The following is a 15991-nucleotide window of genomic DNA, read 5'->3' on the forward strand; positions in this document are numbered from 1 at the left end:
GCATGTTTGCCTGGTCTACGCCGTTGAGTCCGGCGCGCCGCCGTTGTCGACATGCAGTTCGTCGATCAGCAGCCGCGCGCCGGGCGAGATAGGCGCGCCCTTGCGCGTGACGAGTTCATAAGGCTCGCTGCGCGAACCGATCCTGAGCGGCAGGATGCGCGTCATGTCATGCCGCGCGAAGAACCTGGCGACATCGATCGACACGAGCGCGACGAACGACGGATTACCCTGCAGCAGCGCGAGCGTCGCGAACGCCGACGTCGTTTCGAGCAGATGCGGCGGAAAGCGGATGTCGGCCTCGAGGAATTCGCGTTCGAGCAGCAGCCGCATCGGCATGTTCGCGCGATACACGACCCACCGGTACTCGGCGAGATCGCGCAGCGTGAGCTTCTTTGCGCCCTTCATCGGATGGCGCACGTTCGCGACCACCGCGAGCGTCTCGTCCTGCAGCTTCACGCTGTCGTAGAGCTGCGGCGTGCGGCTGATCGTCGTGCGGCAGATCGCGAGGTCGAGCCGGCCCGCATCGATCTCGCTCAGCAGCGCTTCGCTGGTGTCCTCGACGATTTCGACGGACATCTCCGGGTGGCGTGCGACGAGCGTCGAGATCGCGTCGGTCAGCCGCGGCACCGCGCCCATGATCACGCCGACGCTCACGCGCCCGCCGTGCCCGCGCAGGATGCCGACGATTTCCTCGCGCAGGTGCGCGAGGTCGGTATGAATCAACCGCGCATAGCGGATCACGCAATCGCCGACCTCGGTCGGCTCGAGCCCGCGATTGGTGCGATTGAACAACGGCGTGCCGAAGGTCGTCTCGATCTCCTGCAGCGCCTTGCTCGCGCCCGGCTGCGTGAGCGCGACCTGCTGCGCGGCCTTCAGCAGCGAGCCCTGGTCGGCGAGCGCGATCAGCAGGCGCAACTGCTTCAGGTGAAGGCGGGAAATGATTGAGTGCAGCGGCGGCGTCATGGATGTGACAAAAAGTTATACCGGTATCACATCCTGTCAATTGCCGCGCCGGGTGCGCCTCCTTATGCTGGCGCATTTGGCCTTGTTTTAAGCGTGTTCGTCGGACGTGCGAACCGGTGGGCCGCGAAGGTGCGGCGAAACGGGTCGCACGCACTATAACTTGAACTTATTGCCGTGTCGATTGCGGTCACGCCGGAACGATACGCGCCGGATGCCTGGAGCGAAGCAGAAATGGATCTGAACATCGAAGGCCGCTGGGCGCTGGTCTGCGCGGCCAGCAAGGGGCTGGGCAAGGGCTGCGCGCAGGCGCTCGTCGCCGAGGGCGTGAACGTGGTGATCACCGCGCGCGGCAGCGATGCGCTCGAGGCGACTGCCCGCGAACTGCGCGCACTCAATCCGGCCGTCACGGTGGTCGCGGTGGCGGGCGACATCACGACGAGCGCGGGCCGCGCGGCAGCGCTTGCGGCCGCGCCGCACATCGACATCCTCGTGAACAACGCGGGCGGCCCGCCGCCGGGCGACTTCCGCGAGTGGACGCGCGACGACTGGATCGCCGCGCTCGACGCGAACATGCTGACCGCGATCGAGCTGATCAAGGCAACCGTCGACGGAATGACCGCGCGCGGCTTCGGGCGCGTCGTCAACATCACGTCGAGCGCGGTGAAGGCGCCGATCGACGTGCTCGGCCTGTCGAACGGCGCGCGCACCGGCTTGACTGGATTCGTCGCGGGCATCGCGCGGCAGAAGCGCATCGCGGCAAGCAACGTGACGATCAACAATCTGCTGCCGGGGCTGTTCGACACGGATCGCCTGAAGAAAGCGACCGAGGCGTCGGCGCAGGCGGAAGGAACGGACTACGAAGCGATGCGTGAAGCGAAGCGCCGGAACGTGCCGGCCGGGCGTTTCGGTACGGCCGCCGAGTTCGGCGCGGTCTGCGCATTCCTGTGCAGCGCGCATGCGGGCTATCTGACGGGGCAGAATGTGCTGCTCGACGGCGGCGCGTATCCGGGCACGTTCTGATTTCCGGCGCGGCTGCAGTCGAATGCCCGGGGCGCGCGACGTGCCCCGGGCGTGGCGTCATGCGCGTTACTTGATCACGAGTGGATTGACGGGCGCGCCGGTGCTGGCGACGATCTTCAGCGGCGCGGCCGTGTACAGGAACTGCCACTGGCCGTCGCGCGCGCAATCTTCCGCGAGCGCGTCGAGCAGCACGACTTCGGTGAACACGATGCCGAGGTTGCGCATCAGCGCGTTGTGCAGCGGGATCATCACGCCCGACGCGGGATCGACCGTGACCTCGTTGCCCATCGTGTCGGTGACGAGGTTCGGGATCTCCATCTCGCGGAACCATTCGACGAGTTCGCGGCTGAACGTGAGCCCGGGCTCGATGTAATCGCGATAGAACTCGGCCTCGTCGCGCTCGTAGAACGATCCGATCCAGCCGGTGCGGATCAGCAGGATGTCGCGCGGCTCGATCGTCACGTTCTGCGCGCGCGCCGCTTCGAGCAGGTCGTGGTGATCGAACGTCTCGCCCTTGTCGAGTACGCGCTTGTCGCGATGGCGCGCGATATCGATCAGCACCGCGCGCCCGACGATCCCGCGCTCGGCGATCGGCAGGATGCTCGCGCGATCGAGGCCGCCGACCGTGCTCAGCGCGTCATAACCGTTCCACAGCGTATCGTCGTACCACACGTGGCCGAGCGCATCGCACTGCGTCGAGCCCTGCACGTGCATGAAGATCACGTCGTCCGCGTATTCGACGTTGCCGTCGAAGTGCGCCTTGCCCGCGAGGAAGTGGCCCTTGTCGAGCACGTTCATCCGCATCGACGGGCGCCGCCCCGGAAACAGCGGCTCGCCCTTCGCGTGGCCGATATCCACCTGCAGTGTGAAAGTTCGGCCCTGGCGCACGGCGCCGATGCCGCGCATCACTTGTTCGGCCTGCAGATAGTTCAGCGCGCCGACTTCATCGTCGGGCCCCCACTTGCCCCAGTTGGTCGGCAGGCCCTCGAGCAGGCGCTTGACGTCCGGGCCGTCGGCCGGTTTCTGCACACACATGTTCGTCTCCATCGTTATGGTCGAAGCGAGCCCCGAGCCGTCTGACGCCAGGGCATTCGAGTCTCACGGGCGCGCCCGGTATGGCGCGGCGCAGGGCCAGTATGAAGATCGCGCCGCGCATCCGGTATTGAGAGCGGCTCATAGCGTTATGAAAAGCTGTCATGCGCGAAGTATTGACGCGGGCCGGGCGGTTTTGAAACCATCGTGGTCATTCGCGTCGACGTCGCATACGTGTCGTCGCCAATGCATTCATACGCACGCCGGAGCATCGCGTGCGCAGTCGATCGACTCACACAGGAAACGGAAATGAACATCGCAGGCAACTTGCTGATCGGTCAGCACTCACGACGCGGCACTCACGGCGTCACATACGCGATCGACGCGGGGAGCGGCGATCGCATGGAGCCGGCCTTCGGCGGCGCGACCGTCGTCGATCTCGACGAAGCGTGCGCGCTGGCCTGGGCGGCCTTCGACGCGTATCGCGAGACGTCGCCGGAGGCACGCGCCCGGTTTCTCGAAGCGATCGCGGCCAACATCCTCGCGCTTGGCGACGTGCTCGTCGAGCGCTGCGTGACCGAATCGGGCCTGCCGCGTGCGCGTGTCGAAGGCGAGCGCGGCCGCACGGTCGGCCAGTTGCGCATGTTTGCCGGCGTGGTGCGCGCGGGCGATTACCTCGAGGTGCGCATCGATCCGGCGCAGCCGGACCGCCAGCCCGCGCCGCGTCCCGACCTGCGCCTGCGTCATGTCGGCCTCGGCCCCGTCGCCGTATTCGGCGCCAGCAACTTCCCGCTCGCGTTCTCGGTCGCGGGCGGCGATACGGCATCTGCGCTGGCGGCCGGCTGTCCGGTGATCGTGAAGGCGCACTCGGCGCACCCCGGCACGTCGGAACTCGTCGGGACGGCCGTGCAGCAAGCCGTGAAGGACTGCGGGATGCCGGAAGGCACGTTCTCGCTGCTGTTCGGCAGCGGCCGTGAAATCGGCCAGGGGCTCGTACGTGACCGCCGCGTCAAGGCGGTCGGCTTTACCGGCTCGCGCCACGCGGGCACCGAGCTGATCGCGATCGCGAACGCGCGGCCCGAACCGATCCCCGTCTATGCGGAGATGAGCAGCATCAATCCGGTGCTGCTGTTCCCGCATGCGCTCGAACAACGCGGCGATGCGATCGCGCACGCGTTCGTGCAGTCGCTGACGCTCGGCGCCGGCCAGTTCTGCACGAACCCGGGGCTGGTCTTCGCGGTGGAAGGGCCGGCGCTCGACCGCTTCATCGCGGCGGCGGCGGAGCGGCTTGCGCAGGCGCCCGCCGCGACGATGCTCACGCCGGGCATTCACCAGGCGTTCGAGCGTGCGGTCACCGCGTTCGCGCAGCATCCGCAGGTGCAGACGGTCGCGCGCGCGAATGCGCCGACCGGTGCGAACCAGGGGCAGGGCGCGCTGTTCTCGACGAGCGCGGACGCGTTCCGCGAAACGAAGGCGCTGCACGAGGAGATTTTCGGCGCGGCGTCGCTGATCGTCCGCTGTCCCGACCTGAAGACGATGCGCGCGCTGATCGAGTCGCTGGAAGGGCAACTGACGACGTCGATCCAGATCGACGAGGCCGATTACGCGGACGTGCGCACGTTCCTGCCGGCGCTGGAACGACGTGCGGGCCGTGTGCTGGTCAACGGTTTCGGCACGGGTGTCGAGGTTGCCCATGCGATGGTGCATGGCGGCCCGTATCCGTCGACGGCGGACGGACGCTCGACGTCGGTCGGCAGTCTCGCGATCCGGCGTTTCCTGCGCCCGGTCAGCTATCAGGACATGCCGGATGCGCTGCTGCCGGAGGCATTGCGTACGAGCAACCCGTGGGCGCTCAACCGCCTGCTCGACGGGAAGCTGACGCTCGCGCAGTAAGGTTCGCGCGGCAGGCAAGCGGGAAATCGCGCCGCGATGGCGCCCCGCGATTTCCGCGGCTTACTTGCCGGCCGTCGCGACGACCTCCTCGCCGGTCAGGATCTCGCGGAAGATGCCGACCAGCGGCCGCAGATTGACCTTGTGCCACGCGGCCCACAGCGGCGTGTGGTAACAGAACCACGGCAGCTCGCGCAGCACGACGCCTTCCGGCACCTGGTGGCGCAGGCTCTGCTGGATCATCGTCACGCCGAGTCCGGCAGCGACGAGGCCGAGCGCCGCGAGCGGCTCGGTCGCCTCCACCGAGATGTCCGGCGAAAAGCCGGCCTTTGCACAGGCCGCGACGAACGCGCCATGACGCGGCGCGCTCTCCTGCTGCGTCACGCCGATCCACGCCTGCGCGGCGAGATCGTCGGCGACGAGCGTCTTCTTCTTCGCGAGCGGGTGCCCGTCGGGCAGCGCGAGCAGCATCGGATCGTTCAGCACCATCATCGAATCGAGTTCGGGATCGTCCGGTGCGGGCGGCTCGGTGACGAGCGCGATGTCGAGGCTGCGCTCGCGCAAGCCTTCGAGCTGCGCGGCGGATTGATAGTTGTACAGCGCGATGTGTACCGACGGGCGATCGGCGCGCAGCGTCTTCAGCGCGCGCGGCAGCACGCCCGAGTGCGTAGCCGTTTCCAGGTAGCCGACGCACAGGCCGCCTTCGTCGCCGCGGCCGAGCCGGCGCGCGAGCGATTCGAGCCGGTGCGCGTGGCGCAGGAACGCATGTGTTTCGCTGAGGAACGTGCGTCCGTCACGCGTCAGACGAATGCGCTGCTGGCTGCGTTCGAACAGCGTCAGGCCGAGCTTTTCCTCGAGCTGCGCGATCTGGCGGCTGAGCGGCGATTGCGAGATGTGCAGGCGTTCGGCCGCGCGGCCGACGTGTTCCTCTTCCGCGACCGCGATGAAATACTGAAGCTGGCGGATGTCGAGCATATAAGACCATAAGAGACTCAAGTTTGACGAATTATGTCTTGGACAGACTTATTCGTGCAACCTAGACTGGGTTCACTTTCCCGTCAAACCCGGAGCAATCCATGAGTCTCAAAGACACGCTGCCGGCCGACAACCGGCTCGGTTTCGGCGCGGCGCCGCTCGGCAACATGTTCCGCGATATTCCCGACGAAGAGGCGATCGCCACCGTCGAAGCCGCATGGGCGCGCGGCATCCGCTACTTCGATACCGCGCCGTCGTACGGCGCCGGCCTGGCCGAATCGCGCCTCGGCGACGCGCTCGCCGGCCATCGCCGCGACGAGTACTTCATCAGCACGAAGGTCGGTCGCATCGTGTCCGACGAAATGGAAGACGCGAAGGCGCGCGACTACGGCGAAAAGAGCGGGATCTTCGCACACGGCCGCGCAAACCGGCTGGTGAGCGACTACTCGGCCGACGCGACGCTGCGCTCGATCGAGGACAGCCTGAAGCGGCTGCGCACCGATCGTCTCGACATCGTGTGGGTGCACGACATCGCGCAGGACATCTACGGCGACGAATGGCTCGCGCAGTTCGAGGTCGCGCGCAAGGGTGCGTTCCGCGTGCTGGGCAAGCTGCGCGAAGAAGGCGTGATCGGTGCATGGGGCCTCGGCGTGAACCGCGTCGAGCCGATCGAACTGGTGCTCGACCTGGCCGAACCGCAACCGGACGGCATGCTGCTGGCCGGCCGCTATACGCTGCTCGATCACGAGCGCGCGCTGCAGCGCGTGATGCCGGCCGCCGCGGCCCGTAACGTCGGGATCGTCGTCGGCGGCCCGTACAGCTCGGGTGTGCTCGTCGGCGGCGCGCACTTCGAATACCAGAAGGCGCCGCCCGAGATCGTCGCGAAGGTCGAGCGCATCCGCGCGATCGCGGCGCGTTACGACGTGCCGGTCAAGGCGGCCGCACTGCAGTTCGTGCTCGCGCATCCGGCGACGGCAGCGGTGATTCCGGGCGCGAGCCGCCCGGAGCGGATCGCGGAAGATTCAGCGGCACTGACGTTCGATATCCCCGCCGACTTCTGGCGCGAGATGCGCGAGCAGCAGCTCGTCGCGGCCGATGCGCCGCTGCCGATCGATCGTTGAGCAGCACAAGGCCGCTGACGATGTGACGAGGCCCGCTTGCGCGGGCCTCGTCGTTTCGATGCAGGGGAAGCGTGATCGCGTGGCGGTCAGCCGTGCGCGCGCGGCCGGTAGTCGATCATGCTGGAGAACACCGCGATCAGCACGGCCATCACGACGAAGAACAGCAGCGCGAGGAAGTACGAACCCGACCACTGCACGATCAGGCCGATCAGGATCGGCACCACGACGCCGACCATGCTGCCGCAGAAGTTCATCGTGCCGCCGAGCACGCCGGCGCGCTCGGGGCCGCCGACGATTGCCGGCAGGCTCCAGTACATGCCGCAGAAGCGGATGAAGAACATCGCGATGCTCAGCAGCAGCACGACCGCATTCGCATTCGCGATATAGGCCGCCGCGAGGATGCACGCGGCCGCGATCAGCGACGAGCCGCTGAACATCGTGCGCATCACGAGGTTCGGCGACGCGCCCGACGCTTTCCAGCGATCGCCGATGGTGCCGCCGATCAGTTCGCCGACGAAGCCCGACATGAAGATGATGAAGGTCGCGCCGCCGGTGGTCGCGATGTTGAAGCCGTAGGTCTTGTGCAGGTAGCTCGGCATCCACGTCAGCAGCCCGTAGAACACGGCGAGAATGCAGCTGTAGCCGGCGAACATCGCGAGCACCGAGCGGTCCTTCACGAGTTCGCGCAGCGGCACGCGTTCGCCCGCGGCCTTCGCCGGCGCATTCTCGCGCGTGATGTGTTCGAGTTCGGCCGCATTGACGCCCGGATGCTCGGACGGATGGTTGCGGATATAGCGCCACACGAGCACGCCCACCAGCATCGTGCCGACACCCGCGATCACGAACGCGATGCGCCACGAGTCGAACCACGCGATCAGCCCGGAGATCAGGATCGCGCCGAGCGCGCTGCCGAGCGGCGCACCGCCGTCGACGAGCACCGCGCCACGGCCGCGTTCATGCGGCGTCAGCCATGAGCCGATCAGCTTCGCGCCGGCCGGGAACACCGGCGATTCCGAGAAGCCGAGGCCCATGCGCGTCAGCATCAGCAGGAACCAGCTGTGCGATGCCGCTCCGAGCGCCTGGAACGCACCCCATGCGAGCGTCGCGGTCGCGATGATGCCGCGCGTGTGATAGCGGTCGAGCATCACGCCGACCGGAATCTGCATCAGCGCGTACGACCAGAAGAACGCGCTCAGCATCAGACCTTCGAGTGCCGGCGACATGTTGAATTCCGGCGCGATCAGCGGCATCGCGACCGACAGCGACGCGCGGTCGATGTAGTTGATCGCGACCAGCAGCAGCATGATCAGGAAGATGCGCCAGCGGACGTTGGTCGGCCGCGCCGCCGCATCGAGCGAGGCCGGCGATGCCGCGTGAACGGCGGGGGAATTCGAGGGGGGCATGGGTGTCTCCGTCGTTATGGTTGCGGGGGCGATGGCATCGTCCCGTGCAGCGACTGTAGGGGCACGGTTGGATCTTGCCTAATGACGCTTCGTGATCGCGTGATAACCAAATGGCGCGGCGCGCGTGGGGAATAAGCAGGCGTTATCGGGCGATCCGGTTTTTTCATTACCGGCGGCGAACGGCCGCTTGTAGTGTCTGGTGCGGAGACTTCACACGGAGAAAGCACCATGAGCCCATTCCAATACTTCTTTCCCACCACGCTGAAATTCGGCAACGGCCTTGCGCGCCAGGCCGGTGAACTGCTGAAGCCGCTGTTCAGCGGCAAGCTGCTGGTCGTGACCGACGAAGGCCTGATCAAGAGCGGCGTGCTCGAAGGGTTCTTCACGTCGCTGCGCGACGCAGACGTCGCATACGCAATCTTCTCGGGCGTCGAGGCGAACCCGAGCACGGCCGTGCTCGACAGTGCGCTGACGTTCCTGAAGGAGCACCGCTGCACTGCCGTGATCGGCGTCGGCGGCGGCAGCAGCATCGATACCGCGAAGGGCGTGGCCGCGATGGCCACCAACGGCGGCACGATTCTCGATTACGAGGGCTACAACAAGATTCCGGACGAACCGCTGCCGATCTTCGCGATCCCGACGACGTCGGGCACCGGCAGCGAATGCACGGCGTCGACGGTGTTCACCAACAAGGAAACGCTGTTCAAGACGGTGATCGTCAGCCACAAGCTGTTCCCGAAGCTCGCGATCCTCGATGCGGAACTCACGCTGAAGCTGCCGGCCGCGATCACGGCCGCCACCGGCATGGATGCGCTCACGCATGCGATCGAGTCGTACGTGTCGAAGCAGGCGAACCCGGTGAGCCAGTCGCTCGCGCTGGGTGCGATCCGCCTGATCGGGCGCAGCCTGCGCAGCGCGTTCTACGTCGGCTCCGATCTCGCGGCGCGCGAGGACATGCTGCTCGGCTCGTTCCTGGCCGGCGTCGCCTTTTCGCAGTCGAAGCTCGGCAACGTGCACGCGATCTCGCACACGATGGGCGGCGTGTTCAACATCGCGCACGGCATCGCGAACGCGGCGCTGCTGCCGTACGTGATCGATTTCAACCGCCCGGCGTGTCCGGCGCTGTTCCGCGACATCGCGGAAGCGCTCGGCGGCGACGTGGCCGGCGTCGATGCGCAAACGGCCGCGCGCGGGCTGGTCGAGCAGATCGTCGAACTCAATCGCGCGCTCGAGATTCCGTCGAACATCCGCGAGCTCGGCGTCGACCTCGCACACCTGCCGCAGATGGTGGCCGACTCGATGCGCAGCGGCAACGTGCTTGTCAATCCGCGCCTGACCACCGCGCGCGACGTCGAAGCGATCATCCGTGCCGCGTACGCGGGCGAACGCTGAGCGCCCGCGAATACCGATTACCCGATTCGATTCAACCAGGAGCAGTCATGTATTACGAAATGCGGACCTACACGGTCCAGATCGGCAAGATGAACGAATACCTGCGGCACTTCGAGAAGGAAGGGCTGCCGGTGATCTCCCGCTATGCGACGCTCGTCGGCTGGTGGTACACGGAGATCGGCGAACTGAACCAGGTCGTGCATATCTGGGCATACGAAAGTCTGGACGATCGCATCAAGCGCCGCACCGCGCTGTACGAAGATCCGGACTGGCTCGAGAAATTCGTGCCGAAGGCGTTCCCGATGCTCGAGAAGATGGAATCGAAACTGCTGCGCCCGGCCGCGTTTTCGCCGATCAGGTAAGCAGGTGATCCTGTAGCGTTTCGACGAGCAGACGCGCGCCTGGGGACAGGTGCGCGAAGGTGCGCGCGACGACGCCGTACGGCTCGTCGAGCGCCGGGATCGCAACCGGCAGGCGCGCGATGAGGCCGAACCGTTCGCCGAATTCGGCGACTTCGTGCGGGATGACCGCTACCAGTTCGGGATTCGCCTGCAGCAGCGTGAGCGTCGCGAACGTCGACGCCGTTTCGATCGGATAGCGAGGTACGTCGATGCCCGCATCGGCGAGCGCACGCTCGAGCGCGAGCCGCATCGGCGTGTTGACCGGATACGCGACCCATTCGGCATCGGCGAGATCACGCAGCGTCAGCGCGTCGCGCTCGGCCAGCGCATGCGTGCGTGCCGTCACGACCGCGAGCGGTTCGGATTTCAGCGGCACGTAGTCGTACGCCTCCGGGCGCCGGCTGTTGCCGTTGCGGCAGATCGCGAGATCGAGCCGGCCGTCGTCGATCAGTGCGAGCAGGCTCGCGCTGGTGCCTTCGACGATCTCGACCGACAGGTTCGGCTGGCGGCGGCGCAGGTCGGTGAGCGCGCGCGTGAGCAGCGGCACCGCGCCCATGATCACGCCGACCGCGAGATGGCCGCCATGGCCTTGCGTGAGCGCGAGGACTTCGGTGTGCAGGTGTTCCAGGTCGCTGTAGATGAGGCGCGCGTAGCGCGTGACACAGCGGCCGAGATCGTTCGCGACGAGGCCTTTCGGTTGCCGCTCGAACAGCGGCATGCCGAGGATGTCCTCGATCTCGCGCAGCACCTTGGTGGCGCCGGGCTGCGAGATCGCGATTTCTTCGGCGGCCTTGTGCAGCGAGCCGTGGTTTTCGAGCGCGATCAGCAGCTTCAGCTGCTTGAGGCGAAGACGCGATGCGATGTTCGCGAGAGAGGGAACGGCCAGCGGCTTCATGGCAACGACCAAACCGAAAGCGCGCATTATAGCCCGTCCGGTTCTCGAATGATCTTGAGGATCGCTAAGGCAACGCGGGTTTTCCGGCTGTCGGGCCACCCGCGTTCGCCGTCAATTCCCGTACATGTCGAAATCGAAATACTTCGACTGGATCGTGTTGTAGGTACCGTCGCTGCGGATCTGCGCGATCGCGCGATTGAGTGCGTCGCGCAGGTCGCCGTCGGCCTTGCGCACGCCGGCCGCGTCGCCGTTGCCCATGATCTTCGGGTCGTACACCACGCCGCCCGCGAACGAGAAGCCCTTGCCGCGCGGCGTTGACAGGAACCCGAGCTGGCCTTGCACCGCATCCATCAGCACGCCGTCGACGCGCCCGGTGACGAGATCCGCATACGCCTGGTCGTAGCTCGGATACGGGACGACCTCGACCTTCGCCGCGGCCCACTTTTCACGCGCATAGGTTTCCTGGATCGTGCCCTGTTCGACCGCGACGCGCTTGCCGGCGAGCTTCGCCGCTTCCGGGAGCAGCCCCGAGCCGGTGCGCGCGATCAGCCGCGTCTGGTTGCGGTACAGGCGGTCGGTGAAGTCGATCTGCTGGCGTCGCTGTTCGGTCGCGGCCATCGACGACAGGATCACGTCGAACTTGCGCGCCTGCAGCCCCGGAATCAGCCCGTCGAAACTGCTCGATACCCACACGCATTTCGCATTCAGCTTCGCGCACAGCGCGTTGCCGAGATCGATGTCGAAGCCTTTCACGCTGCCGTCGGTCGCCGTCGATTCGAACGGCGGGTAGGTCGGATCGACGCCGATGCGGATGGTCGTCCATTCCTTCGCCGACGCCATCGACGCGAAAGCCATCGCGGCGGCGGAAAGGAGAATCGTGAGGCGCGTCTTCATGGGTTGGCTCCGTTCGTGTGGGGATGAATCGGTTTATGCGTCAGCTCGGAAATTCGCCGCGCTGGAAATCGTTCGACAGTTCGAGGGCGTCGGCCATCTCGCCGACGGTGACCGGCTTGATCGGCGCGCGGATCCGGTAGTACCCGACATCGTCGACGCTGCGCTGCTGCACGTCGGCGATCAGCTCGCCGACCGTCGTGCCGCACCAGCGCCCCTGGCACGGGCCCATCCCGCAGCGCGTGAACGCCTTCATCTGGTTTGGCCCCGGGCAGCCGCGTGCGGCGAGCTCGCGGACCTCGCCGGCCGTGATTTCCTCGCAGCGGCACACGATCGTGTCGTCACCGGGGCGGCGGATGGCGGCGGGCGGCGTGTACAGCGCGTCGAGTAACGGGCGCACCGCGAGATGACGGCGCAATGCGCGCAGCACCGGGCGTTCGCGTGCGGCTCGGCGTTGTGCGTCGAGTGCGCCGAGTTGCGCGGCGATGTCGAGCGCCGACACTTCGCCGGCGAGTGCCGCGGCCTGTGCACCGCCGATGCCTGCGCCATCGCCAGCGATCCAGACATGCGGCACGCTGCTGCGGCCGCGCGCGTCGCACTGCGGACGCCAGCATGCCGACGATGCGTCCCATGCATGCGCGCAGCCGAGCGATCGCGCGAGCTGCGTCGACGGAATGACGCCTTGATGGAGCAGCACGAGCGACGTGTCGAGCGTCTGCACGATGCCGTCTTCGTCGCGAAAGCGGATGCGTTCGGCGCGCGTGTCGCCGTCGATGCCGATCTCGCTCGCGCCGCGATACACGGGAATCCCGGCGTTGCGCACCGCACGCAGCATGCGCCAGCCCTTGAGCAGGTAGTCGGCTCCGCGCAGTGCCGGCAACGCATGCGGGAGCGCACGCCGCCATGCGTCGCGCGGTGTCGTATCGACCAGCGCACGCACGCGCCGGCCCGCGTTCAGCAATTGCGCGGCGAACAGCCACAGCAGCGGGCCGCTGCCCGCGAGCACCGCATCGGCCGACGGTGCGAGGCCCGACGATTTCAGCAGCGTCTGCGCGGCGCCGACACCCATCACGCCGGGCAACGTCCAGCCGCGCACCGGCCACGGGCGTTCCTGCGCACCGGTCGCGATCAACACCGCACGCGAGCCGACTTCGAGCGTGCCGCCTGACGGGCCGCTTTGCGTGAGCATCGCGACGGGCTCCGGTTCGAATGCGACCTGCCAGACGACGCTGCGCGGCAGATAGTGCGCACCGCTCGCGAGCAGGCCGTCGACGAGCGGCCTGCCAGCCGTGTAGTCGGTGCCGAGCCATGACACGAGCGGCGCCGGTGCATCGGTCACGTTGCGGTAGATCTGGCCGCCGGGTGCGCGGCCTTCGTCCGCGACGACGACCGACAGCCCCGCCGAGCGCGCGGCGGCCGCTGCCGCCATCCCGGCCGGCCCGGCGCCGACGATCAACAGGTCACACTGGCGGCGCGTCATGCGAGCCTCGCCTTGCCGTGCATCGCACGCACCTGCATGCCGTCGGAGACGGGTGTCATGCAACCCTGCACGTTGGGCACGCCGTCGACTTCGACGAGACAGTCGAAGCACACGCCCATCATGCAGAACGGGCCGCGCGGCGCACCGCTCACGGCGCTCGCGCGGCACGCGGCCGAACCGGCGGCGAGCATCGCGGCAGCAACGTTGTAGTGCGCGGGCACGTCGTGCGGCGTGCCGTCGATATTGATGCGCACGCGGTCGAACATCGCGGCGGCGGGAATGAGGGATTCAAACATGCCGGGCTTCCGTGGGCGCGGCGAAGCGCGCGGTGGTAAAGGCGGACAGGTCGGCGGGCGCGGCGCCGCCCGCGATCCACGGCGCGACGAGATCGGCATGGGTTGCCGCGAGCGTCACGCCGCTGTGGCAGATCGCGATGAACGCGCCAGGATGGGCGGCCGACGCTTCGTAGACGGGCAGGCCGTCGGGCGTCATGATGCGCAGCGCGCCCCACGCGCGCACGATGCGCGCATGCGCGAGCGCCGGAAACGCGGTGCGTGCGCGGCGCGCGATGTCGACCATCGCGGGGCGTGTCTGTCCGTCGTCGAAGCCGACGTCCTCGGCCGAGTCGCCGAGCAGCACCGAGCCTTCCGGCGTTTGCCTGACGACGAGCGTCGGGTAGTCGAGAAACGGTGCGAGGCGCTCGGTGACCATGATCTGGCCGCGCAACGGCGAGACCGGCGCACGCAGGTCGACCATCGGCGCGAGCCGCGCGTTGTCGAGGCCGGCCGCGAGCACCACGCGCCCGGCTTCGAGCCGCGCGTCGCGCGTGTCGATCTCGAAGCGCCCGGCGCGCGGGCGGATCTCCGTGACTTCGCTGCGCGGCAGATAGACGCCGCCGCACTGCTGGAACGCCTGCAGCATCGCGCGCAGCGTGTAGAGCGGATTCGCGTGGCCGTCGTTCGGCGACCACAGCGCGCCGGCCAGCGATGGCGACGCCGACGGGATGCGCCGGCGCAGCGCTGCCGGATCGAGCACTTCGTACGACAGCGCGGCTTCCTGCCGGCGCAGCGATTCGAGCAGGTCGGTTGCGCTGTCGAGTTCGGCACGATGCTCGAACAGTTCGATGCCGCCCGGCCGCTCGAAACCGCAGTTCACACCCGTTTCGCGCTGCAACTGCGCGGCGAACGCGTGCCAGCGCTCGGACGATTCGCGCGACCAGCGCGCATACGGCAGGCAGCGGCCGCCTTTGCCCTGTACCCACACGAGCCCGAAATTGCCGCGCGCCGCACGAAACGCGATGTCGTCGCCGTCGCAGACGGCGACGGTTTTGCCGAGACGCGCGATACCCCACGCGATCGCCATGCCGACGAGGCCGCCGCCGACCACGACGACGTCGAAGCCGCGCATGGTCATGCGCGGCTCCGGTGTCGCGGGTGCAGCGGTTGCGTGTTATATCCCATGACGGCGCGGCTCCTTGCTTTCAATACGTTGCGGAACCGATGTTCGGACAGGCAAAATGTGCTGTCCAATACAGCTTGATCAACGACCCATAATCCAGTGTTATGACCACGCCATCGCTGAGGATTCGTCAGATCGAAGCGTTCCGTGCGGTGATGCAGCGCCATACCGTCACGCGCGCGGCGCGCGATCTCCACATCTCGCAGCCGGCCGTGAGCCGGCTGATCGCCGATCTCGAGGACCGGATCGGCTTCGTGCTGTTCGAGCGGCAGCAGGGGCGCTTCACGCCTACTGCGCAGGCGCGCGTGCTGTACGAGGAGGTCGAGCGCGCGTTCGTCGGGCTCGATCGCGTTGCGCAGGCCGCCGAGCAGATCCGTGCGATGCGGCGCGGCACGCTGCGCGTGGCCGGCTCGCCGGCCGTCGCGCTCGACCTGCTGCCGGAGCTCGTCACGCGGTTCTCGCACGCGCATCCGGGTGTCGACATCACGCTGCTCGCGCATAGTGCGTCCACCGTCGTCGACAAGGTCGCGTCCGGGCAGTGCGATGTCGGGTTGATCGCCGAACCGGTGCCCCATCCGGCCGTGCGCGGCGAGCGCCTCGCGGAAAGCGCGATGTGCTGCATCGTGCCGCGCGGGCATCGGCTCGCGCGCAAGCGCGTCGTGCAGCCGGCCGACCTGCGCGACGAATCGTTCATGTCATTTCCGCCGAGTTTCGAGGCGCGCAGCGCGATCGATCGCGTGTTCGTCGAAGCTGGCGTGTCGCGGGTACTGTCGATCGAGGCGCAGCTGTCGCAGACGATTGTCGCGTTCGTCGCGAACGGTGCGGGCGTCGCGCTGATCGATCCGGTGACGGCCGCGTACGCGGGCCAACGTGTCGCCGTCAAGCCGTTCGAGCCTGCCGTGCCCGATCACTTCTATCTGGTGACGTCTGCGTCGCAGCCGCTGTCGATGATCGGCGACGCGTTCTGCGTCGATCTGCGCGATGCGTTTGCGAGGATGCGGGAGAAGGGGGCCGAGTGATTCGGCGGGGAGGGGGATGCGACTGCGATGGCGATTGCGAGCGCGCCGGGT

At 67.5% G+C, this 15991-nt stretch carries 15 protein-coding genes; 6 read left to right on the forward strand and 9 right to left on the reverse strand.

Annotated elements, in window-relative coordinates; all coding sequences use genetic code 11:
* Positions 1-15 precede the first annotated feature (15 nt).
* Positions 16-963, reverse strand: a complete 948-nt coding sequence (locus U5809_RS00680; RefSeq protein ID WP_322085051.1) for a LysR family transcriptional regulator — start codon at positions 961-963, stop codon at positions 16-18.
* 231 nt (positions 964-1194) lie between these two features.
* Between U5809_RS00680 and U5809_RS00685 the strand changes: the two genes are divergently transcribed.
* Entirely contained in the window at positions 1195-1983 is a 789-nt protein-coding gene (locus U5809_RS00685) for an SDR family oxidoreductase (RefSeq protein WP_322085052.1), read from the forward strand.
* Between the two features lie 66 nt (positions 1984-2049).
* Here U5809_RS00685 and U5809_RS00690 read toward each other — a convergent pair whose 3' ends face one another.
* Entirely contained in the window at positions 2050-3018 is a 969-nt protein-coding gene (locus U5809_RS00690) for a cyclase family protein (protein ID WP_322085053.1), read from the reverse strand.
* Positions 3019-3324: 306 nt separating this feature from the next.
* Here U5809_RS00690 and U5809_RS00695 point away from each other — a divergent pair, with 306 nt between their 5' ends.
* Positions 3325-4908, forward strand: a complete 1584-nt coding sequence (locus tag U5809_RS00695; RefSeq protein WP_322085054.1) for an aldehyde dehydrogenase (NADP(+)) — start codon at positions 3325-3327, stop codon at positions 4906-4908.
* Positions 4909-4968: 60 nt separating this feature from the next.
* On the opposite strand, the gene U5809_RS00700 is transcribed toward U5809_RS00695, so the two are convergent.
* Complete coding sequence (locus tag U5809_RS00700) at positions 4969-5880, reverse strand: LysR family transcriptional regulator (RefSeq protein WP_322085055.1); 912 nt, start codon at positions 5878-5880, stop codon at positions 4969-4971.
* Between the two features lie 101 nt (positions 5881-5981).
* Here U5809_RS00700 and U5809_RS00705 point away from each other — a divergent pair, with 101 nt between their 5' ends.
* Positions 5982-7001 carry an aldo/keto reductase gene (locus tag U5809_RS00705; RefSeq protein WP_322085056.1) on the forward strand — a complete coding sequence of 340 codons (1020 nt, stop codon included), beginning with the start codon at positions 5982-5984 and terminating at the stop codon, positions 6999-7001.
* Between the two features lie 86 nt (positions 7002-7087).
* Here U5809_RS00705 and U5809_RS00710 read toward each other — a convergent pair whose 3' ends face one another.
* Positions 7088-8404 carry an MFS transporter gene (locus tag U5809_RS00710; protein WP_322085057.1) on the reverse strand — a complete coding sequence of 439 codons (1317 nt, stop codon included), beginning with the start codon at positions 8402-8404 and terminating at the stop codon, positions 7088-7090.
* Between the two features lie 228 nt (positions 8405-8632).
* Here U5809_RS00710 and U5809_RS00715 point away from each other — a divergent pair, with 228 nt between their 5' ends.
* Positions 8633-9796: an iron-containing alcohol dehydrogenase gene (locus U5809_RS00715; RefSeq protein WP_322085058.1), complete on the forward strand. Its 1164-nt coding sequence runs from the start codon at positions 8633-8635 to the stop codon at positions 9794-9796.
* A 47-nt stretch (positions 9797-9843) separates the two neighbouring features.
* Positions 9844-10158, forward strand: coding sequence for an NIPSNAP family protein (locus U5809_RS00720; RefSeq protein WP_006497967.1), 315 nt, complete (start codon positions 9844-9846; stop codon positions 10156-10158).
* On the opposite strand, the gene U5809_RS00725 is transcribed toward U5809_RS00720, so the two are convergent.
* The 5 genes from U5809_RS00725 to U5809_RS00745 form a co-directional block, all read right to left on the reverse strand.
* Positions 10151-11092: a LysR family transcriptional regulator gene (locus tag U5809_RS00725; protein WP_322085059.1), complete on the reverse strand. Its 942-nt coding sequence runs from the start codon at positions 11090-11092 to the stop codon at positions 10151-10153. The genes U5809_RS00720 and U5809_RS00725 overlap by 8 nt on opposite strands.
* A gap of 111 nt (positions 11093-11203) precedes the next feature.
* Positions 11204-11986, reverse strand: a complete 783-nt coding sequence (locus U5809_RS00730; RefSeq protein WP_322085060.1) for an ABC transporter substrate-binding protein — start codon at positions 11984-11986, stop codon at positions 11204-11206.
* Positions 11987-12026: 40 nt separating this feature from the next.
* Positions 12027-13463, reverse strand: a complete 1437-nt coding sequence (locus tag U5809_RS00735; protein WP_322085061.1) for an NAD(P)/FAD-dependent oxidoreductase — start codon at positions 13461-13463, stop codon at positions 12027-12029.
* On the reverse strand, positions 13460-13759 hold the full coding sequence (locus tag U5809_RS00740) for a (2Fe-2S)-binding protein (protein WP_322085062.1): 300 nt from the start codon (positions 13757-13759) through the stop codon (positions 13460-13462). The genes U5809_RS00735 and U5809_RS00740 overlap by 4 nt, the downstream gene beginning before the upstream one ends.
* Complete coding sequence (locus U5809_RS00745; RefSeq protein ID WP_322085063.1) at positions 13752-14876, reverse strand: FAD-dependent oxidoreductase; 1125 nt, start codon at positions 14874-14876, stop codon at positions 13752-13754. The genes U5809_RS00740 and U5809_RS00745 overlap by 8 nt, the downstream gene beginning before the upstream one ends.
* Before the next feature lie 149 nt (positions 14877-15025).
* On the opposite strand from U5809_RS00745, the gene U5809_RS00750 reads away from it, so the two are divergent.
* Positions 15026-15940 carry a LysR family transcriptional regulator gene (locus U5809_RS00750; protein WP_322085064.1) on the forward strand — a complete coding sequence of 305 codons (915 nt, stop codon included), beginning with the start codon at positions 15026-15028 and terminating at the stop codon, positions 15938-15940.
* Positions 15941-15991 lie beyond the last annotated feature (51 nt).

Source organism: Burkholderia sp. BCC1999 (assembly GCF_905339975.1).
GTDB lineage: Bacteria > Pseudomonadota > Gammaproteobacteria > Burkholderiales > Burkholderiaceae > Burkholderia.